At 70.6% G+C, this 19,063-nt stretch carries 16 protein-coding genes; 12 read left to right on the top strand and 4 right to left on the bottom strand.

Annotated elements, in window-relative coordinates:
* The first annotated feature begins 12 nt into the window (after positions 1-12).
* Complete coding sequence (locus GGR64_RS02080; protein WP_184643664.1) at positions 13-921, top strand: M48 family metallopeptidase; 909 nt, start codon at positions 13-15, stop codon at positions 919-921.
* A gap of 118 nt (positions 922-1,039) precedes the next feature.
* A complete protein-coding gene (locus GGR64_RS02075; protein ID WP_017909671.1) occupies positions 1,040-1,498 on the top strand; it encodes a DUF6491 family protein in 459 nt (152 codons plus the stop codon).
* A gap of 314 nt (positions 1,499-1,812) precedes the next feature.
* Here the strand turns inward: GGR64_RS02075 and GGR64_RS02070 are convergent, their stop codons facing one another.
* The 4 genes from GGR64_RS02070 to GGR64_RS02055 form a co-directional block, all read right to left on the bottom strand.
* The gene (locus GGR64_RS02070; RefSeq protein WP_160969830.1) at positions 1,813-2,091 is read right to left on the bottom strand and encodes an oxidative damage protection protein; all 279 of its coding nucleotides are present in this window, start codon (positions 2,089-2,091) and stop codon (positions 1,813-1,815) included.
* 41 nt (positions 2,092-2,132) lie between these two features.
* Positions 2,133-3,194 carry an A/G-specific adenine glycosylase gene (mutY, locus tag GGR64_RS02065; protein WP_184643662.1) on the bottom strand — a complete coding sequence of 354 codons (1,062 nt, stop codon included), beginning with the start codon at positions 3,192-3,194 and terminating at the stop codon, positions 2,133-2,135.
* 166 nt (positions 3,195-3,360) lie between these two features.
* Entirely contained in the window at positions 3,361-4,749 is a 1,389-nt protein-coding gene (gene ftsY, locus GGR64_RS02060) for a signal recognition particle-docking protein FtsY (protein ID WP_167087556.1), read from the bottom strand.
* A gap of 356 nt (positions 4,750-5,105) precedes the next feature.
* Positions 5,106-5,813 (bottom strand): AraC family transcriptional regulator, encoded by a 708-nt coding sequence (locus tag GGR64_RS02055; RefSeq protein WP_017911046.1) that lies wholly within the window; start codon positions 5,811-5,813, stop codon positions 5,106-5,108.
* 173 nt (positions 5,814-5,986) lie between these two features.
* Here GGR64_RS02055 and GGR64_RS02050 point away from each other — a divergent pair, with 173 nt between their 5' ends.
* The 10 genes from GGR64_RS02050 (at position 5,987) to GGR64_RS02005 (ending at position 19,039) form a co-directional block, all read left to right on the top strand.
* Complete coding sequence (locus GGR64_RS02050; RefSeq protein ID WP_167087558.1) at positions 5,987-6,928, top strand: 4-hydroxyproline epimerase; 942 nt, start codon at positions 5,987-5,989, stop codon at positions 6,926-6,928.
* Entirely contained in the window at positions 6,925-8,025 is a 1,101-nt protein-coding gene (locus GGR64_RS02045; protein ID WP_184643660.1) for an FAD-dependent oxidoreductase, read from the top strand. The genes GGR64_RS02050 and GGR64_RS02045 overlap by 4 nt, the downstream gene beginning before the upstream one ends.
* Positions 8,022-8,270 (top strand): (2Fe-2S)-binding protein, encoded by a 249-nt coding sequence (locus GGR64_RS02040; protein WP_048489457.1) that lies wholly within the window; start codon positions 8,022-8,024, stop codon positions 8,268-8,270. Before GGR64_RS02045 ends, GGR64_RS02040 begins: the two co-directional genes overlap by 4 nt.
* Positions 8,263-9,633, top strand: a complete 1,371-nt coding sequence (locus GGR64_RS02035) for an FAD/NAD(P)-binding oxidoreductase (RefSeq protein WP_184643658.1) — start codon at positions 8,263-8,265, stop codon at positions 9,631-9,633. Before GGR64_RS02040 ends, GGR64_RS02035 begins: the two co-directional genes overlap by 8 nt.
* A complete protein-coding gene (locus GGR64_RS02030) occupies positions 9,630-10,535 on the top strand; it encodes a dihydrodipicolinate synthase family protein (protein WP_184448731.1) in 906 nt (301 codons plus the stop codon). The genes GGR64_RS02035 and GGR64_RS02030 overlap by 4 nt, the downstream gene beginning before the upstream one ends.
* A 1-nt stretch (position 10,536) precedes the next feature.
* Positions 10,537-12,129 (top strand): aldehyde dehydrogenase family protein, encoded by a 1,593-nt coding sequence (locus GGR64_RS02025; protein WP_184643656.1) that lies wholly within the window; start codon positions 10,537-10,539, stop codon positions 12,127-12,129.
* On the top strand, positions 12,126-13,334 hold the full coding sequence (locus GGR64_RS02020) for a Xaa-Pro peptidase family protein (RefSeq protein ID WP_184643654.1): 1,209 nt from the start codon (positions 12,126-12,128) through the stop codon (positions 13,332-13,334). The genes GGR64_RS02025 and GGR64_RS02020 overlap by 4 nt, the downstream gene beginning before the upstream one ends.
* 82 nt (positions 13,335-13,416) lie before the next feature.
* On the top strand, positions 13,417-15,249 hold the full coding sequence (locus tag GGR64_RS02015) for a DUF885 family protein (RefSeq protein WP_184643652.1): 1,833 nt from the start codon (positions 13,417-13,419) through the stop codon (positions 15,247-15,249).
* A complete protein-coding gene (locus GGR64_RS02010; RefSeq protein WP_184643650.1) occupies positions 15,246-17,078 on the top strand; it encodes a DUF885 family protein in 1,833 nt (610 codons plus the stop codon). Before GGR64_RS02015 ends, GGR64_RS02010 begins: the two co-directional genes overlap by 4 nt.
* A gap of 389 nt (positions 17,079-17,467) precedes the next feature.
* Positions 17,468-19,039 (top strand): APC family permease, encoded by a 1,572-nt coding sequence (locus GGR64_RS02005; protein WP_184643648.1) that lies wholly within the window; start codon positions 17,468-17,470, stop codon positions 19,037-19,039.
* Positions 19,040-19,063: the final 24 nt, after the last annotated feature.

Below are 19,063 nucleotides of genomic sequence, written 5' to 3'. Positions count from 1 at the left end.
GAGGGGAACCCGATGAACCAAGTCTTCGGCCGCCAGGGCGGCGAACCGGGCGGTCGCCGTGGGCCGCTGGGCGGGGTGCGCTGGCTGGTGCTGCTGGGCTTTGCCGTGTATGCCGGGTACTACTGGTTCTCCAACCGCAGCGAGGACCCGTACACCGGCGAGCAGGTGCTGATCGACCGCTCGTTGAACGTGGAGGACGAGAAGGCACTGGGTCTGCAGGCGTACCAGGAGATCCTGGCGCAGGAACATCCGGTCGATCCGCAGTCGCAGGTAGCGCAGCAGGTGCGTGCGATCGCGCAGCGGTTGATCGCCAAGGTCGATGTGGTCGAGGACGCGCTGGCCGCCGAGCACGGCATGCAGGCCAAGCATTACGCGCGCGGCTTCGACTGGGACGTCAACGTGATCGAGTCCGACCAGGCCAATGCGTTCTGCCTGCCCGGCGGCAAGATGGCGGTCTACACCGGGCTGCTGCCGGTGGCCAAGAACGCCGATGCGATGGCGGTGGTGATGGGCCACGAGATCGCGCACGCGCTGTTGCGGCATGGCGCGCAGCGCATGGCCCAGCAGAAGCTGACCCAGATCGGGCAGATGGCCGGCGCCGCCGGCGGCCTGGACCCGCAACAGCAGCAGATGGCGATGGCGGCGATGGGGTACGGCTACCTGCTGCCGTACGCGCGCAGCCACGAGACCCAGGCCGACGAAGTGGGCCTGATGCTGGCCGCCGCGGCCTGTTTCGACCCGCGCGAGGCGGTGCCGTTGTGGGAGCGGATGAGCGCCAGCAGCGGCGGCCAGGCGCCGCCGGAGTTCGCCTCCACCCATCCCAATCCGGGCACTCGCATCCAGAACCTGCAGGCGCTGATGCCCAAGGCGCTGGAGTACCGGCAGCGCTTCTGCGAGTCGGCGCGCAGTCCCTCGCAGTAAGCGGTGCCATCGCGCCGCGATCGTTGGCTGCCTTGTCGCTGAACGACCCTGCGTGCATACACGGCAGCGTGCACGGTGGCGGGCGCATGATGCGCTCCACACCACCAGGAGCACTGCCATGAAACGCCTGCTGCTGTCCTCCCTCGTCGCCACGGCCGTACTGGCCGGCTGCGCGACCAACCGCCTCAGCGACGACGAGCGTCTGACCCTGTACCGCGCCCACGCCGGTGCGCCGGTGCGCGACTTCCAGTACTTCAACCGGCTCAGCGGCTGGACCGCGCTCGGCGACAGCGCGCTGGCGGTGTGGACGCGTCCGAACCAGGCCTATCTGCTGGAATTCGCCGGCACCTGCCAGGACCTGGATTTCGCCCCCAGCATCGCCATCACCCATTTCGGCAGCCAGGTCTCGGCGAAGTTCGACGACGTGCTGGTGCTCGGCGGCGGTCCGGCCGCGATTCGCCTGCCGTGCCGTATCGACAGCATCCGGCCGCTGGACGTCAAGGCGCTGCGCACCTCGGAGAAGGAACTGCGCGAGGCCAAGGTGCAGGAGCGGGCGCAGCAGGCGCCGGGGAGCTGAGGCAGTGCCGGGATTCGGGATTTGGGATTTGGGATTCGCGAGGCGGCGGCGGGGCGAGTGCGATGTTGCACCGCCACTGCCTGGCGTTACAGGTTGCGCCCTGTCGCGTTAGGTGCGGCTGCACTGCGGTGTGCGGCAAGGCCAAATAGCCGCAGGGCGCACGCGTAGGAGCGGCTTCAGCCGCGACGGGCGTTCCTGGTAAGGCCTTGTCGCGGCTGAAGCCGCTCTTACGAGATCGCGTAAGGCGCGACGAAAGCGGGCGCTTGGCGGAGTCTTAGCGTGGTGCGTGCCGTGACGCCACGACGCGGCGCCGCTCAGGACGCCTGATCGGGTGCCACGTAGCCTTCGGGCTTGTCGGCGCCGCCCTGGAACAGGAACTTCTCCAGTTCCGCTTCGAGGAATGCGCGGTGCTTGGGATCGCGGGGCGACAGCCGGTTCTCGTTGATCAGCATGGTCTGGTGCGCCAGCCACGCCTGCCAGCCGGCCTTGCCGATGTGCGCGAACACGCGCTTGCCGAGCTCGCCGGGATACGGCACGTAGTCGAGCCCTTCGGTGTCGCGTTGCTGGTACTGGCAGAAGACGGTGCGGGACATGGCAATTCCTGGCGATGCGCGCACGGCCCCGCGCTGGTGCGTCAGAGGCCGTCGAGCAGTTTGCGGATCGGTGCGGGCAGGCCCAGCGTCGACAGGTCGGCGCGCGCCACCCAGCGCAGGTCGTCATTGTCGCCCAGCGCATCGCTCATGGCGACCTTGCGCAGGCGCAGTGGCTGCAGGTGCAGGCGGTAATGGCTGAAAGTGTGCACGATCGGCGGCAGCGCTTCGGCATCGTCGTAGGCGCGCCCGCGCATCCAGCGCGCATACCAGGCGCGCAGTTCGCTGTCGGTGTCGGCCTGCGGCAGCGTCCACAGCGAGGCCCAGATGCCGGTCGGCGGCCGCCGCTGCAGCAGCAGTTCGCCGGCGGCGTTCTCCAGCAGCAGGGCCAGCGCTTCGCGCTCGGGCAGGGTCTTGCCCGGCTTGGGCGTGGGCAGCGCCTCGACCAGGCCGTCGCGACGCGCCACGCAATCGTCCTGCAGCGGACACAGCACGCAGGCCGGATTGGCGCGGGTGCACAGGGTGGCGCCGAAATCCATCTGCGCCTGGGTGTAGTCGGCCATGCGCCCGTCGGGCACCGCGTCCACATGCGACTGCGCGAGCGCCCACAGCGGCTTTTCCACCGCCGGCAGGCCGGGGTAGCCGGCGATGCCGTGGTAGCGGGTCAGTACGCGCTTGACGTTGCCGTCGAGGATCGGGAAGCGGTCGTTCCAGGCCTGGCTGAGGATCGCGCCGGCGGTGCTGCGGCCGATGCCGGGCAGCGCATGCAGGGCATCGAAATCGCGCGGCAGTTCGCCGCCGTGCAGTTCCACGCAGCGCTTGGCGGCGGCGTGCAGGTTGCGCGCGCGGGCGTAGTAGCCGAGCCCGGCCCATTGCGCCATCACCGCGTCGTTGTCGGCGGCGGCCAGCGCCGGCAGGGTCGGGAAGTGCTGCAGGAAGCGCAGGAAGTAGGGGGTGACCACCGCCACCTGGGTCTGCTGCAGCATGATTTCCGACAGCCACACCCGGTAAGGACTGCGCGGATGCTGCCAGGGCAGGTCGTGGCGCCCGTGGCGGTCGAACCAGGCGAGCAGGCGGGCGGGGAAGGTGTCGGAAGGCTGGCGCATGCTGGCAGGAACTCGTGCCTTCTCCCTCCGGGAGAAGGTGGCCCGAAGGGCCGGATGAGGGTACGGGCGAAGCCTGGTGCGGTTGGGGTGGTGCCAGTGCTGGCTTGGCAGGCTCCGCCGCACCCTCACCCCAACCCCTCTCCCGGAGGGAGAGGGGCTTCAGCGGTCAGCCGCCGAGCGCTTCTGGCAGCAACGCGTCGACGAAGGCTTCGGCGTCGAACACGCGCAGGTCTTCGGGGCGCTCGCCGATGCCGGCGAAGCGGATCGGGATGCCGAACTCGCGGGCCAGGGCGAACACCACGCCGCCCTTGGCGGTGCCGTCGAGCTTGGTCACCACCAGGCCGGTGACGCCGACCGCTGCATGGAACTGGCGCAGCTGCGACAGCGCGTTCTGGCCGGTGGTGCCGTCGATGACCATCAGCACCTCGTGCGGCGCGCTGGCGTCGAGCTTGCCGAGCACGCGACGGATCTTGCCCAGTTCGTTCATCAGCCCGGTCTGGGTGTGCAGGCGGCCGGCGGTGTCGGCGATCAACACCTCGGTGCCGCGTGCCTTGCCGGCCTGCAGCGCGTCGAAGGCAACCGAGGCGGCGTCGGCGTTCTGGCCCTGTGCGATCACGCTCACCCCGTTGCGTTCGCCCCAGGCCTGCAACTGCGCCACCGCCGCGGCGCGGAAGGTGTCGCCGGCAGCCAGCATCAGGCTGTGGCCTTCGTCCTTGAAGCGCTTGGCCAGCTTGCCGATGGTGGTGGTCTTGCCGACGCCGTTGACGCCGACGGTCAGCACCACGAAGGGCTTGGCGTTCCGGTCGATCTGCAGCGGTTTGGCGACCGGCTGCAGGATCGCCAGCAGGTCGGCGCGCAGCGCCTGTTGCAGCGCCCTGGCGTCGACGAACTCGCGCGCCTTCATGCGCTTGCGCAGGTTTTCGATCAGCGCGGTGGTGGCGGGAATGCCGACGTCGGCGGTGATCAGTGCCGTCTCGATCTCGTCGAGCAGGTCGTCGTCGAGCTTGGGATTGCGCGAGAACAGGCTGCCGACGCTGCGCGCGAAACTGCTGTTGCGCAGGCGCTCGCGCCAGCCGGGCTTGCCGGCCGGCGCGGCGGGCAGGGCGTCGCTGCGTACCAGGTCGGCGTCGGCGGCGGGCACGGACGCGGCGTTAGGTGTCGGCGCGGGTACCGCAGCGGGCTGCTGGGCGGGGGCGGGCGTCGGGTGCGGCACGCTCGGTGCCGGCGCGGCGGCTGGCGGTGGCACATATGCCTGCGGCGGCGGTGTGGGCGCTGCAGCCGGCAGCGGCGTCGGTTGCGGCTGCGGGACAGCGACCGGGGCGGGCGCCTGGACGGGGTGTTCGGCGACCGGCGCGGGCGCTGGCTCCAGAGTAGGAGCGGGTGCTGGGGCGGCAGGCGCCGCCTCAGCGGCAGGCGGCGCCGACGGCGCAGGCGCAGCGGGTTCGGCGCTTGCCGGCTTGGGGAAGGCGGCGGCCAATTCCTCGATGCTGTAGCGCTGCGTGCGGCTCTCGCCGGCGTTGTCCTGGGGCTTGTTGCGGCGGAATAGGCTGACCATGGATGACGCGTGGACCGGAAACGCGGAATGCTACCACTTGCGACCTGAGCGGCCTGTGCAGCGGGGGCTGGCTGGGACGCCTGGGTGGAATTCGTCCCTCACCAACGTGTATGCACGCGTTGGCGCGGCGCCTATCCAATCACCGGACCAACTGCGACCGGGCATCCCTAGTGCAGCAAGGTTGTAGCGTAGGTGCGGATGTGTCATGGCATTTCGATGCGATCGGCTGCGCCGGACCCTCACCCCAACCCCTCTCCCGGAGGGAGAGGGGCTCTTGCATATCCAGCGTCGCGATCTCAACGCGCGCATTCAGCTCGGAAACGAATCCCCATTCCCGAATCCCCAATCCCGGCTCTTCACAGCTTGCCCTTCATCGATCGATAGTCGCGCGGGGTCATGCCGACGGTGGCCTTGAATTGGCGGGCGAAGGCGCTCTGGTCGGCGAAGCCGCACAGTTGACCGATGCTGGCGATGCTGTCGTCGCCGTGCAGCAGGCGCATCGCCGCTTCGATGCGCATCTTGGTCAGCAGTTGCTGCGGGGTCAGCTGGAACACGCGACGGAAATGCCGCTCCAGTTGCGCCACCGACAGCTCGGCCAGGTCGGCCAGGGTCTGCACGCGCAGGTTGTCGCCGTAGTGCGCCTGCATGTGCTCCATGGCGCGGCTGATGCGCTCGTAGGCGGAATGGCGGCTGTCAGGCTGGCCCAGGTCGCGGGAGATGCCGACCACGCCGATCACCTCCTCGCCCTCGCACAGCGGGCGCTTGAAGGTCAGGCACCAGCCCGGGGTGCGGTTCGGGAACAGGTGCACTTCGAGCTGGTTCTCGATCACCTCACCGCACAGCACCCGCCGGTCCTGCATCAGGTAGCTGCCGCCCAGCGGCAGCGGAAAAACGTCTGCGGCCGACTTGCCGATCAGGTCGGCGCGGTACTTCTTGCCCAGCCGCCGCACCAGGGTCAGGTTGACGTGGGTGTAGCGGCCATCGCGGTCCTTCACGAAGAACACCACGTCCGGCAAGGCGTCGAACAGCGTCTGCAGTTCCAGTGCCGAAATCAGAGTGTCCATGGCGTTCACCTGCGGGAGTGGGCGGCGGTGCGGGCGCGCCGCCGCGCGTCCCCCTGAATGCCGATGCTAGCCTAAGTCGGCGCCGTCGGGCGTCGCCGGGTTGTGCGAACTTCCGCATTGGCGACAGGCAAACGCTGCTAGCCGGCGGCGGTGCCGAATGTGAGCATGGCCCCATGCATACACTCGATGTCATCGACTCGCACAGCGCCGGCGAACCGACCCGTGTCGTCGTCTCCGGCTTCCCCGATCTGGGAACCGGTTCCCTGGCCGAGCGCCGCGAGCTGTTCCGCACGCGCTTCGACCGCTGGCGCAGCGCCATCGCCTGCGAGCCGCGCGGCTCGGACACCATGGTCGGCGCCTTGCTGCTGCCGCCGGTGGCCGCCGACGCCTGCGCGGCGGTGATCTTCTTCAACAACGTCGGTTACCTGGGCATGTGCGGCCACGGCACCATCGGCCTGGTGCGCACGCTGGCCGAGCTGGGCCGGCTGAGCCCGGGCACGCACCGGATCGAGACGCCGGTGGGCACGGTCGGCGTGGAACTGCACGCCGACGGCCGCGTGTCGGTCGACAACGTCGAGAGCTATCGCCATGCCACCGGCGTCGACGTGCAGGTGCCCGAGTACGGGCGCGTGCGCGGCGACGTGGCCTGGGGCGGCAACTGGTTCTTCATCACCGAACAGACCCCGTGCGCGCTGGAACTGCGCCACCAGCGTGCGCTGACCGCCTATACCGAAGCGGTGCGGCTGGCGCTGGAGGCGGCGGGCATCCGCGGCGCCGACGGCGGCGAGATCGACCACATAGAGATCAACGGGCCGGCGCCGGACGCCAGCGCCGATGCGCGCAACTTCGTGCTGTGCCCGGGCCTGGCCTACGACCGTTCGCCGTGCGGCACCGGCACCAGCGCCAAGCTGGCGTGCCTGGCCGCCGACGGCAAGCTGGCGGCGGGCCAGGTGTGGCGCCAGCAGGGCATCCTCGGCAGCGTGTTCGAGGGCAGCTATGCGGCCGGCACCCGCGGGGTGCTGCCACGCATCACCGGGCAGGCCTACATCACCGCGCGTTCGCAATTGCTGATCGATCCGCAGGATCCGTTCGCCTGGGGCATCGGCGCCGCATGAGCGGTTTCGACCTGATCGTCGTCGGCGCCGGCATCGTCGGCGCGGCCTGTGCCGATGCGGCGGCGGCCGCCGGCCTGCGCGTGGCGATCGTCGAGTCGGGCAGCATCGGCGGCGGTTCCACGGCCGCGGCGATGGGCCACCTGGTGGCGATGGACGACGATCCGGCGGAACTGGCGTTGTCGGCGTATTCGCTGCGCCTGTGGGAAGAATTCGCGCCGCTGCCGGAGGCGGAGTTCAGCCGCTGCGGCACGCTGTGGGTGGCGCGCGAGGCGCGCGAGCTGGAGGCGATTCCGGCCAAGATCCGGCGCCTGGCCGTGGCCGGCGTGCAGGCCGAAGCGCTCGATGCACAGCGGTTGTATCAATTGGAGCCGGCCCTGGTGCCGGGCCTGGCCGGCGGCATGCGCGTGGCCGCCGAGGCGGTGGTGTATCCGCCGCGGATGGCGCGCCACCTGGTCGAGCGCGCCTGCGCCGCTGGCGCGCAGCTGTACGCCGGACGCCGCGCCACCGCGCTGCTCGATGCCGGCGTGCGCCTGGACGATGGCAGTGCGCTGCACGGCCCGGTGCTGGTCGCCACCGGCTGCGCCGTGCCGGAGCTGCTGCCGGAACTGCCGATGCGCGCGCGCAAGGGGCAACTGGTGATCACCGACCGCTATCCGGGCTTCGTCGCCCATCAATTGCTGGAATTGAGCTACGCCGACAGCGCGCATGGCAGCGACGGCAGCAGCGTGGCGTTCAACGTGCAGCCGCGGCCGACCGGGCAGATCCTGATCGGCTCCTCTCGCGAATTCGACGCGACCGACCGCGCGGTGTCCATGCCGATGCTGCAGCGGATGCTGGAGCGCGCCTTCGCGTTCCTGCCCGGCTTGCGGCAACTGCAGGCGATCCGGGTGTGGACCGGCCTGCGTCCGGCCACGCCGGACGGGCGGCCTTACCTGGGCGCAGTGCCGGAGCGGCGCGACGTGTGGGTCGCGGCCGGCCACGAGGGCCTGGGCGTGACCACCGCGCTGGGCAGTGCGCGCCTGCTGCTGGACCAATTGCTGCAGCGGCCCACGGCCATCGACCCGGCGCCGTACGCGCCGGCGCGGGCGCTGGCATGAGCGCGCGGATGCTGCGCCTGCAGGTCGACGGACGCGACGTCGAAGTGGTCGACGGCAGCAGTGTGGCCGCGGCGGTGGCGCAGGTCGCCACGCATTTCCGCCGCTCGCGCAGTGGTCAGCCGCGCGCGCCGCTGTGCGGCATGGGCGTGTGCGCCGAGTGCCGGGTACGCATCGACCGCGTCGGTCAGTTGCGCGCCTGCATCACCCCGGCGCGCGACGGCATGCAGGTGTGGACCGATGGCTGAGCCGCGCGCCCACTACGAGGTGCTGGTGATCGGCGCCGGTCCGGCCGGACTGGCGGCGGCGCTGGCCGCGGCCGGGCACGGCCGCCGGGTCGGCCTGGTCGATCTGCAGGCGCGTGCCGGCGGCCAGATCTGGCGCCACGATGTCGCCCACGCGCCGCCACGCCTGGCCGCGCGCGCGCTGGCGCAACTGGCGGCCAGCGCGGTGACCTTCCTGCCGCAGACCCAGGTGCTGCTGGCGCAGGACCGGCAGTTGCTTACCGATGGCCCGGATGGCCCGCGCTGGCTGTGCTACGACGCGCTGGTGCTGGCCACCGGCGCGCGCGAATTGCTGTTGCCGTTCCCCGGCTGGACCCTGCCCGGGGTGACCGGCGCCGGCGGCGCCCAGGCGCTGGCCAAGCAGGGCTGGCCGCTGCGCGGACGGCGCGTGCTGGTCGCTGGCAGCGGGCCGCTGCTGTTGGCCTCGGCGGCGACGTTGCATCGCCACGGCGCGCAGGTGCTGGGCATCGTCGAACAGGCACCGTGGCGCGCGCTGGCCGCATTCGCCGCACAACTGCCGTTGCGCTGGCCGGACAAGGCGCTGCAGGCGCTGGCGCTGCGCACGCAACTGGCCGGGGTCGGTTACCACGCCGGCAGCGTGGTAATGGCCGCACATGGCGAGGGCCGCGTGCAGGAGGTGGAGATCGACGGCCCGCACGGTCGCCGCCGTCTCGCCTGCGATCAACTGGCGGTGGGCTACGGCCTGGTGCCGAACGTGGAACTGGCGCAACTGCTGGGTTGCCGTCTGGGCCGCAGCGGCGCGCATCCGTGTGTGGCGGTGGATGCGCAGTTGCGCACCAGCGTCGACGGCGTGTACGCCGCGGGCGAGGCGCTGGGCATCGGCGGGCGCGATTGCGCGCGGGTGGAAGGCGCGATCGCCGGCCACCTGGCCGCCGGCCAGGACGCCGATGCGCAGGCGCTGCAGCCGCAGCGGCGACGCGCGCGCGCCTTCGCCGCGCTGCTGCAGCGGCAGTTCGCGCTGGATCCGCGCATCCATGCGCTGGCCGCGCCGGACACGCTGGTGTGCCGCTGCGAGGACGTGCCGCTGGCCGAGCTGCAGGGCCACGCCGACCTGCGCGACGCCAAGCTGGCCTCGCGCTGCGGCATGGGCGCTTGCCAGGGCCGCATCTGCGGCAGTGCGCTGATCGAACTTGGCCTGGCCGCGCGCGCCGACGATTTCTCCGACGACGGCCGCCGGCCGCCGCTGTTCCCGGCGCGGCTGGACGCGCTGGCCCATCCCTGTCCGGGCCCCGGTCCGGACACCGCTTGCGCCGCGCCGTCACGCGCGGCATCCCTTCGCAACTCTCCACAAGGTGTACATCCATGAGCAAGGCTTCCTTCTGGTACGGCGTGCTGCCGGCCATCACCACCCCGTTCAACGCCGACGGCAGCATCGACCACGCGTTCCTGGCCAAGCATGCGCAGCTGATGATCGACGCCGGCTGCACCGCGATCGTGCCGCTGGGTTCGCTGGGCGAGGCGGCCACGCTGAGCTTCGACGACAAGCTGGCGATCCTGAAGACCCTGGTGCAGGCGGTCGATGGCCGCATCCCGGTGGTGCCGGGCATCGCCGCGCTGTCCACCGACGAGGCCGTGCGCCTGGCGCAGGCGGCCAAGCAGATCGGCTGCGGTGGCCTCATGGTGCTGCCGCCGTACGTGTATTCCACCGACTGGCGCGAGATGGGTGCGCACATGCGCGCGGTGATCGCCGCCACCGACCTGCCGGCGATCCTGTACAACAACCCGATCGCCTACAAGACCGATTTCAGCCCGGCGCAGATCGCCGAGCTGGCTGCCGAATTCCCGAACCTGCAGGCGGTCAAGGAATCCTCCGGCGACGTGCGCCGCTTCGCCGCGCTGGGCGAACTGCTCGGCGACCGCCTGGTGCTGCTGGTGGGCATGGACGATGCGATCGTCGAAGGCCTGAGCATGGGCGCCAAGGGCTGGATCGCCGGCCTGGTCAATGCCTATCCGAAGGAGTCGGTGAAGCTGTTCGAACTGGCCCGCGACGGCGGCTACCCGGCGGCCAAGGCGCTGTACGACTGGTTCCTGCCGCTGCTGCGCCTGGACACCGTGCCCAAGTTCGTGCAGCTGATCAAGCTGGTGCAGGAGAAGGTCGGCCTGGGCAGCGAGCGCGTGCGCGCACCGCGGCTGGTACTGGAAGGCGCCGAGCGCGAGGCCGCGCTGAAGGTCATCGACCACGCCATCGCCACCCATCCCGGGCACTGAGATGAGCATGCAACCGCTGTTGCTGGCCGGCCATTGGCAGGCCTCGCTGGAGGAGCGCGGCAGCTTCCGCGCCGATGACCCGCGCGACGGGAGCGAGTTCGGTCCCTCGTTCCCGGTTAGCGGCGCCGCCGACCTGGAAGCGGCGCTGAGCGCGGCGGCGCTGAGCGCCGACGCGCTGGCCGCGGCCGCACCGGAACGCATCGCCGCGTTCCTGGATGCGTATGCGGACGCGATCGACGCCGACGTCGAGCGCCTGGTGGCGCTGGCGCATGCCGAAACCGGCCTGCCGGTGGAGCCGCGCCTGGCCAAGGTGGAACTGCCGCGCGCCAGCGGGCAGTTGCGCCAGGCCGCGCAGGCCGCGCGCAGCCACAGCTGGGCGCAGCCGGTGATCGACACCGCGGCCGGCCTGCGCGCGCAGCTGGGACCGCTGCACAAGCCGGTGCTGGTGTTCGGCCCGAACAATTTCCCGTTCGCGTTCAACGCGGTGGCCGGCAGCGATTTCGCCTCGGCCATCGTCGCGCGCAATCCGGTCATCGCCAAGGCGCACCCTTCGCACCCGGCCACCAGCCAGCGTCTGGCGCAGCTCGCGCACCAGGCGCTGCTGGCCAACGACCTGCCGGCGGCGACGGTGCAGTTGCTGTACCACTTCGACAACACGCTGGGCCTGGAACTTGCCGGCGATCCGCGGCTGGGCGCGATCGGCTTCACCGGCAGCCGCGCCGGCGGGCTGGCGCTGAAGGCCGCCGCCGACCGTGCCGGGGTACCGGCCTATGTCGAGCTTTCCAGCGTCAATCCGGTGTTCCTGTTGCCGGGTGTGCTGGCCGAACGCGGCGCGGCACTGGCGCAGGAGTTCTTCGCCTCCTGCACCATGGGCAGCGGCCAGTTCTGCACCAATCCGGGCATCGTGGTGGTGCCCGAGGGCGAGGCCGGCGATGCCTTCGTCGCCGCGGCCACCGCGCATTTCGCCGCGGCCGCGCCGGCGCTGCTGTTCTCGCGCGGGGTGCTGGAGCACCTGCAGCGCAGCGTGGGCACGCTGCGCGATGCCGGCGCCGCGGTGCTGGCCGGTGGCGAGGCCGATGCCGGGCCGGGCTATCGGCATGCGCCGACCCTGCTGGAGGTGTCGGCCGAGGCGTTCCTGCAGCAGCCCGAGGCGCTGCAGACCGAGGCGTTCGGGCCGGTCAGCCTGATCGTCCGCGGCGGTGGGGTGGGGCAGTTGACCGCCCTGGCGCGCAGCTTCGAAGGCAATCTCACCGGGACCCTCTATCGCGCCGCCGATGGCAGCGACGATCCGGCCTTCGCCGTGCTGGCCGCGGCGCTGCGTCCGCGGGTGGGGCGGCTGATCTGCAACAAGATGCCGACCGGCGTGGCGGTGAGCCCGGCGATGAATCATGGCGGCCCGTACCCGAGCACCGGCCATCCTGGCTTCACCGCGGTCGGCATGCCCGCGGCGATCCGCCGCTTCGCCGCGCTGCACAGCTACGACGGCGTGCCCGACGCGCTGTTGCCGGCGCTGCTGCGCGACCGCAATCCTGGCGGCGTGCAGCGGCTGATCGACGGCTGCTGGAGCACGGCCGACGTGGAGCGCAGCGCATGAGCGAGCAGTCCCAGATCGGCGGGCTGACCCTGGAGCAGGCGCACGCGCAACTGGCGCCGTGGCCGCACCGCGCGCCGGCGATCCAGGAACAGGAGTACCGGCAGCGCCTGGCCAATGCGCGTGCGCTGATGCGTGCGCACGGCGCCGACGCGCTGTTGATCGGCGCCGGCGCCTCGCTGCGCTACTTCACCGGGGTGCCGTGGGGCGCCAGCGAGCGCCTGGTGGCGATGCTGCTCACCGCCGAAGGCGATCCGCTGCTGATCTGCCCGGCGTTCGAGGAAGGCTCGCTGGACGCGGTGCTGTCGGTGCCGGTGCGCAAGCGCCTGTGGCAGGAACACGAGGACCCGCACGCGCTGGTCGCCGAGGCCTTGCTGGAGCTGGACGCGCAGAGCCTGGCGCTGGACCCGGGCGTAGCCTTCGCGGTGCATACCGGCTTGGCCGCGGTGCTGGGTCGCATCGCGATCCGCGATGCCGCGGCCATCGTCGACGGCTGCCGCATGCGCAAGTCGCCGGCGGAACTGGCGCTGATGCAGCAGGCCTGCGACATGACCCTGCATGTGCAGCGGCTGGCCGCCGGGCTGATCCGCGAAGGCATCACCACCGCGGAACTGACCCGTTTCATCGACCAGGCGCACCGTGCGCTCGGCGCCGACAACGGCTCGACCTTCTGCATCGTGCAGTTCGGCCACGCCACCGCGTATCCGCACGGCATTCCCGGCGTGCAGGCGCTGCGCCCGGGCGAACTGGTGCTGATCGACACCGGCTGCACCGTGCAGGGCTACCACTCCGACATCACCCGCACCTACATCTTCGGCGAGCCCAGTGAGAAGCAACGGCGTATCTGGCAACTGGAGCACGAGGCGCAGGCGGCGGCCTTCGCCGCGGTGCGGCCGGGCGTGGCCTGCGCGGTGGTGGACGAGGCCGCACGCAAGGTGTTGCAGCGCGCCGGGCTCGGCCCGGACTACCAGTTGCCGGGGCTGCCGCACCGCACCGGCCACGGTTGCGGCATGAGCATCCACGAGGCGCCGTACTTGGTGCGCGGCAATGCGCTGGCGCTGGCGCCGGGCATGTGCTGCAGCAACGAGCCGATGATCGTGGTGCCGGGCGAGTTCGGCGTGCGCCTGGAGGATCATTTCTACGTCACCGAAGACGGCGCGCAGTGGTTCACCCCGCCGTCGCCGGCGATCGACCGGCCGTTCGCCTGATGCGCAGGGCGGCCGCCCACGTCCCCTGCGCGGCCGCCGCCGCGGCGTGCCATGGGCGCGTGCCGCCCTGCGGAGTCCATCGATGAGACGCATGCCTCTGCCCGCCGCCGGCGTGCTGCTGCTGAGCCTGCTGGCGGGCTGCCAACCGTCCGCACCGCCGACGTCCTCTGCGTCGGCCGCGGCGGCACCGGCCAAGGCCGCGGTGCCGCCAGCGCAGGCCTTCGCCGCGCTGCTCGATGCGCAATGGCAGTACCAGCTCGCCCACCATCCCGAGTTCGCCAGCATCATCGGCGACAGCCGCTACAACGATCGCTGGAGCGACTATTCGCTTGCCGCGCTGGAGGCCGAACGCCAGGCCACCGCCGGGTTCCTGGCGCGCTTCGATGCGATCGATGCCAAGGCGCTGTCGGCGCAGGAGCGGTTGAGCCTGCAGATGATGCAGCGCCAGTTGCGCGACCGGCTCGAGGCGATCGCGCTGAAGAACGACGAGATGCCGCTGGAGCCGGTCGGCGGCATCCAGGTGGCGCTGCCGGGCTACGCGCAGGCGTTTCCGTTCGCCAGCGTCAAGGACTATGAGGACTACATCAAGCGCCTGCAGGCGATCCCGGCGCTGCTCGACCAGGTGGTGGCGCTGTCGCGCGCCGGCGCCAAGGATGGGCTGGTGCAGCCGAAGTACCTGCTCGAACGCATTCCCGCGCAGGTGCGCGAGATCGCCGCGCCGGCCGGCGCCGACAGTCCGTTCGCGGCGCCGCTGCAGCAGTTCCCGGCGGCGGTGCCGGAGGCGGAGCGGCCGCGCCTGCGCGCGGCGATGATCGCGGCGATCGACCAGCAGGTGCGGCCGGCCTATCGCAAGCTCGCCGATTTCGTCGCCAACGAATACGCGCCGCAGGGCCGCGCCCACGAAGGCCTGTGGTCGCTGCCCGATGGCGCGCACCGCTACCGCTTTGCGATCCACACCCAGACCACCACCGACCAGTCACCCGAGCAGATCCACCAGACCGGCCTGGCCGAGGTCGCGCGCATCGAAGGCGAGATGGGCGTCATCGCCAAGCAGCTCGGCTATGCCGACCTGCCGGCGTTGCGCCAGGCGGTGGCGCAGCAGCGTCGCTTCTTCGCCAGCTCGCCCGAGCAGATCCTGCAGCGCTACCGCGACGACATCGCGCAGATGCAGCCGAAGCTGCCGACGTTGTTCGGCACGCTGCCGAAGACGCCGCTGGAGGTGCGCGCGATGCCCGCGTTCCGCGCCACCGCGCCCGGCGCCGAGTACTGGCAGAGCGATGCGCAGGGCAGCAAGCCCGGGCTGGTGATGGTCAACACCAGCGACTACGCGCACCGCACCCTGGTCAACATCGAGGCCACCGCGTATCACGAGGGCGTGCCCGGCCATCATCTGCAGATCTCGCTGGCGCAGAGCCTGCCGTTGCCGCCGTTCCGCCAGCAATCCAGCTACAACGCCTACGTGGAAGGTTGGGCGCTGTACGCCGAGCGGCTGGGCAAGGAAGTGGGCTTCTACCGCGACCCGTACAGCGACTACGGCCGCCTGGCCGGCGAACTGCTGCGCGCCAACCGGTTGGTACTGGACACCGGCGTGCACTACAAGCGCTGGACCCGGCAGCAGATGATCGACTTCTTCCACGCGCATCCGTCCGACGACGAACCCAGCATCCAGTCCGAGACCGACCGCTACATCGTCTGGCCGGGCCAGGCGCTGGGCTACAAGCTCGGCGAACTGGACATCCTGGCGCTGCGCGAGAAGGCCAGGCGCGCGCTAGGCGAGCGCTTCGACATCCGCGCCTTCCACGATGCCGTGCTCGGCGGCGGCGCGATGCCGCTGGACCTGCTGGACGCGCGCATCGACGCCTGGATCGCCCAGGTCCAGGCCGGCGCCCCCGCCACTCCGGAGACCCCACGATGATGTCCCGTTCCCGATTGCGCACGGCGCTGGCCCTGGCCATCGTCTGCACCCTGGCCTGGCAGGGTGCTGCCGGCGCCGCGCCGGCACAGGCCTCCACGCCGGCCGCCGCAGCCCCCGCCGGCGATGCCGGCGCGCGCTTCAAGGCGCTGTACCAGCGCGAGTGGAAATGGCGCCAGCAGCAGTTCGCCGGTGCCGACGACGAAGATGCGCAAGGGCAGGCCGCCGATCACCTGCCCAAGGTCGATCCGGCCACCCAGGCGCAGCGCACCGCGTACTGGCAGCAGGTCCTGCATGACCTGGACGCGATCGACCCGGCGCAATTGTCGGCGCAGGACCAGGTGAACTATCAGGTCTATCGCCAGCAACTGCAGGTGCTGCTCGACCAGCAGCGGTTCCGCGCCTGGGAAATGCCGTTCAACAGCGATACCGCGTTCTGGACCGACCTGGGCTTCACCGCGCGCGCCACCCTGCGCAACCGCGAGGACTACCAGCGCTACCTGGGGCAGCTTGCCGACATCCCGCGCTACTTCGACGAACAGATCGCCAACATGCGCGCCGGCCTGGCACGTGGTTTCGCGCAGCCGGCGGTGACCCTGCAGGGCCGCGACCAGTCGATCGCCGAGGTCGCGCAGGCGACCGGCGAGAGCAATCTGTTCTACACCCCGTTCAAGCAGATGCCGGCGACGATCCCTGCGCCGCTGCAGGCGCAGTTGCGCGCGCAGGCGCGCACGGCGATCGCCCAGCAGGTGGCGCCGGCCTACGCCAAGCTGCTGCGTTTCATGCGCGAGGAATACCTGCCCAAGGCGCGCCCGGCGCTCGCCGCCGAATCGCTGCCAGACGGCGCCGCGTACTACCGCGCGCAGATCCGCGAATACACCACGCTCGACCTCAGCCCCGAGCAGATCCACGCGGTGGGCCTGAAGGAAGTGGCGCGGCTGCGCAAGGAGATGGACCAGGCGATCGCCGACAGCGGCTTCAAGACCCCGCCGGGGCAGCAGACATTCCCGGCGTTCCTGCACTACCTGCGCACCGATCCGAAGTTCTACGCCAAGACCCCGGAGGAACTGCTCAAGGACGCGGCCTGGATCGCCAAGCGCGTGGACGGCAAGATCGGCGACTACATCGGCCGGCTGCCGCGGCAGCGCTTCGCGATCGAGCCGGTGCCGGCAGATTTGGCGCCGTTCTACACCGGCGGCCGTGGCGGCCCAGGTATCTACCTGGTCAACACCTACGACCTGCCGTCGCGGCCGCTGTACAACCTCACCGCGCTGACCCTGCACGAATCCTCGCCCGGCCATGCGCTGCAGATGCCGCTGGCGGCCGAGCAGCAAGGCCTGCCGGACTTCCGTCGCTATAGCTACATCTCCGCCTATGGCGAGGGCTGGGCGGTGTACTCGGAGTACCTGGGGCAGGAGATGGGGATGTACGACACCCCGTACGACCGCTTCGGCTACCTGACCTACCAGATGTGGCGCGCGTGCCGGCTGGTGATCGACACCGGCATCCACCACAAGGGCTGGACGCGCGAGCAGGCGCAGGCGTTCCTGCGCGACAACACCGCGCTCAGCGAGCACGAGGTGACCACCGAGGTCGACCGCTACATCGCCTGGCCCGGACAGGCGCTGTCGTACTACCTGGGCGAGCTGAAGATCCTGGAGCTGCGGCGCAAGGCGGAACAGGCGCTGGGCGAGAAATTCGACCTGCGCGCGTTTCACGACGCGGTGCTGGAAACCGGCTCGGTGCCGCTGCCGGTGCTGGAGCAGCGCATCGATCGGTTCATTGCCGAGGGTGGGAAGTCGCCTTGGGCGCGGGAGGCGGCGAAGCAATAGCCCCTCTCCCTCCGGGAGAGGGGTTGGGGTGAGGGTAGGGGCGCGAAGCGCATGCGGTGTTTCAGCTGCACGAGGCTGCGCCCGCACCCTCATCCGCCCCTTCGGGGCACCTTCTCCCGAGGGGAGAAGGGAGCAATAAGCCCCTCTCCCCTCGGGAGAGGGGTTGGGGTGAGGGTCGGGCGCGAAGCGCATGCGGTGTTTCAACTGCACGAGGCTTCGCCCGCACCCTCATCCGCCCCTTCGGGGCACCTTCTCCCGAAGGGAGAAGGGAAGAGCCGGCTTCGGCTGGCTTGCTTGAGCCCCTCTCCCCCGGGAGAGGGGTTGGGGTGAGGGTAGGAAGCATCGCAGATCGTTGATTCGCCAGTGACACCAATCCAGCGGGAGACGCCATGGCCGCACAAGGCAAGTTCCACAAGCGCTTGAGCCTGACCGATCTGACCTTCATCGGTCTGGGCTCGATCTTCGGTTCCGGTTGGCTGTTCTCCGCCAGTCACGTCTCGGCGATCGCGGGGCCGGCCGGCATCGTCTCGTGGATCGCCGGGGGCGTGGCGGTCCTGCTGCTGGGCCTGGTGTACTGCGAACTCGGCGCGGCGCTGCCGCGCGCCGGCGGCGTGGTGCGCTACCCGGAGTACTCGCATGGCGTGCTGCTCGGCTGGCTGATGGGCTTCATCACCCTGATCGCCTTCTCCAGCCTGATCGCGATCGAAGTGGAAGCAGCGCGGCAATACGCGGCGGCGTGGTTCCCCTGGCTCAACCAGGCCGGCAGCACCCATCCCAGCGTCGCCGGCTGGCTGCTGCAACTGGCGCTGCTGGTCGCGTTCTTCCTGCTCAACTACTACAGCGTCAAGACCTTCGCCACCGCCAACAACATCGTCAGCGTGTTCAAGTTCCTGGTGCCGGTGCTGGTGATCGTGCTGCTGATGGCGCACTTCGATGCGCGCAACCTGCACGTGCAGGGCTTCGCGCCGTTCGGCGCGGCCGGAGTGGAGGCGGCGATCTCCGCCGGCGGCATCATCTTCGCCTACCTCGGGCTGACCCCGATCGTGTCGGTGGCCAGCGAAGTGCGCGATCCGCAGCGCAATATCCCGATCGCACTGATCCTGTCGGTGGCGCTGTCCACGGTGATCTACGTGCTGCTGCAGCTTGCCTTCCTCGGCGGTGTGCCGGCGCAGCACCTGGCCAACGGCTGGGGCGGCATCGACAAGGCGTTCTCGCTGCCATACCACGACATCGCCCTGGCGCTGGGCATGGGTTGGCTGGCGGCATTGGTGATCTGCGACGCGATGATCTCGCCCAGCGGCACCGGCAACATCTACATGAACGCCACGCCGCGGGTGGTGTACGGCTGGGCGCGCAGCGGCGGCTTCCTGCCGGTGCTGACCCGTGTCGATGCCGCCTCCGGCATCCCGCGCCCGGCGCTGTGGCTGAGCCTGGGCCTGTCGGTGTTCTGGACTCTGCCGTTCCCGTCGTGGGAGACCCTGATCCAGGTGGTGTCGGCGGCGCTGGTGCTCAGCTATGCGGTGGCGCCGGTGACCGTGGCCGCGTTGCGGCGCAGTGCGCCGGAGCTGCCGCGGCCGTTCCGGCTGCGCGGCATGGCGCTGCTCGGCCCACTGTCGTTCATCGTCGCGGGCCTGATCGTGTACTGGTCGACCTGGAGCACGCTGTCGTGGTTGCTCGGTCTGCAGATCGCGATGTTCGTGCTGTACGTGCTGTATCGGCTACCCAACGCCGCCGGCCGTGCGCGGCTGTGGCGGCAGGTGCGCGGCGTGCTGTGGCTGATCGTGTTCTTTGCACTGGTGCTGGTGGTGTCGCGCCTGGGCACCTTCGGCGGCAGCGGCTGGATCACGCATCCCTGGGACACGCTGTGCGTGGCGGCGATCGCGTTGGGTTGCTATCACTGGGGTGCGCGCAGCGGTCTGCGCTCTGAGGAGTTGGCGTTGGAAGAGGATGATGGGGAATAGCCCGTTGTGGATGTACGTAGGAGC

Source organism: Xanthomonas sp. 3307 (assembly GCF_014199735.1).
Lineage (GTDB): Bacteria > Pseudomonadota > Gammaproteobacteria > Xanthomonadales > Xanthomonadaceae > Xanthomonas_A > Xanthomonas_A rydalmerensis.
This window is presented reverse-complemented; position numbering and strand designations above follow the sequence as displayed.

Coding starts and splice junctions, on each gene's coding strand:
- GGR64_RS02080 (WP_184643664.1), top strand. CDS start 13: ATGAACCAAGTCTTCGGCCGCCAGGGCGGCGAACCGGGCGGTCGCCGT.
- GGR64_RS02075 (WP_017909671.1), top strand. CDS start 1,040: ATGAAACGCCTGCTGCTGTCCTCCCTCGTCGCCACGGCCGTACTGGCC.
- GGR64_RS02070 (WP_160969830.1), bottom strand. CDS start 2,091: ATGTCCCGCACCGTCTTCTGCCAGTACCAGCAACGCGACACCGAAGGG.
- mutY (WP_184643662.1), bottom strand. CDS start 3,194: ATGCGCCAGCCTTCCGACACCTTCCCCGCCCGCCTGCTCGCCTGGTTC.
- ftsY (WP_167087556.1), bottom strand. CDS start 4,749: ATGGTCAGCCTATTCCGCCGCAACAAGCCCCAGGACAACGCCGGCGAG.
- GGR64_RS02055 (WP_017911046.1), bottom strand. CDS start 5,813: ATGGACACTCTGATTTCGGCACTGGAACTGCAGACGCTGTTCGACGCC.
- GGR64_RS02050 (WP_167087558.1), top strand. CDS start 5,987: ATGCATACACTCGATGTCATCGACTCGCACAGCGCCGGCGAACCGACC.
- GGR64_RS02045 (WP_184643660.1), top strand. CDS start 6,925: ATGAGCGGTTTCGACCTGATCGTCGTCGGCGCCGGCATCGTCGGCGCG.
- GGR64_RS02040 (WP_048489457.1), top strand. CDS start 8,022: ATGAGCGCGCGGATGCTGCGCCTGCAGGTCGACGGACGCGACGTCGAA.
- GGR64_RS02035 (WP_184643658.1), top strand. CDS start 8,263: ATGGCTGAGCCGCGCGCCCACTACGAGGTGCTGGTGATCGGCGCCGGT.
- GGR64_RS02030 (WP_184448731.1), top strand. CDS start 9,630: ATGAGCAAGGCTTCCTTCTGGTACGGCGTGCTGCCGGCCATCACCACC.
- GGR64_RS02025 (WP_184643656.1), top strand. CDS start 10,537: ATGAGCATGCAACCGCTGTTGCTGGCCGGCCATTGGCAGGCCTCGCTG.
- GGR64_RS02020 (WP_184643654.1), top strand. CDS start 12,126: ATGAGCGAGCAGTCCCAGATCGGCGGGCTGACCCTGGAGCAGGCGCAC.
- GGR64_RS02015 (WP_184643652.1), top strand. CDS start 13,417: ATGAGACGCATGCCTCTGCCCGCCGCCGGCGTGCTGCTGCTGAGCCTG.
- GGR64_RS02010 (WP_184643650.1), top strand. CDS start 15,246: ATGATGTCCCGTTCCCGATTGCGCACGGCGCTGGCCCTGGCCATCGTC.
- GGR64_RS02005 (WP_184643648.1), top strand. CDS start 17,468: ATGGCCGCACAAGGCAAGTTCCACAAGCGCTTGAGCCTGACCGATCTG.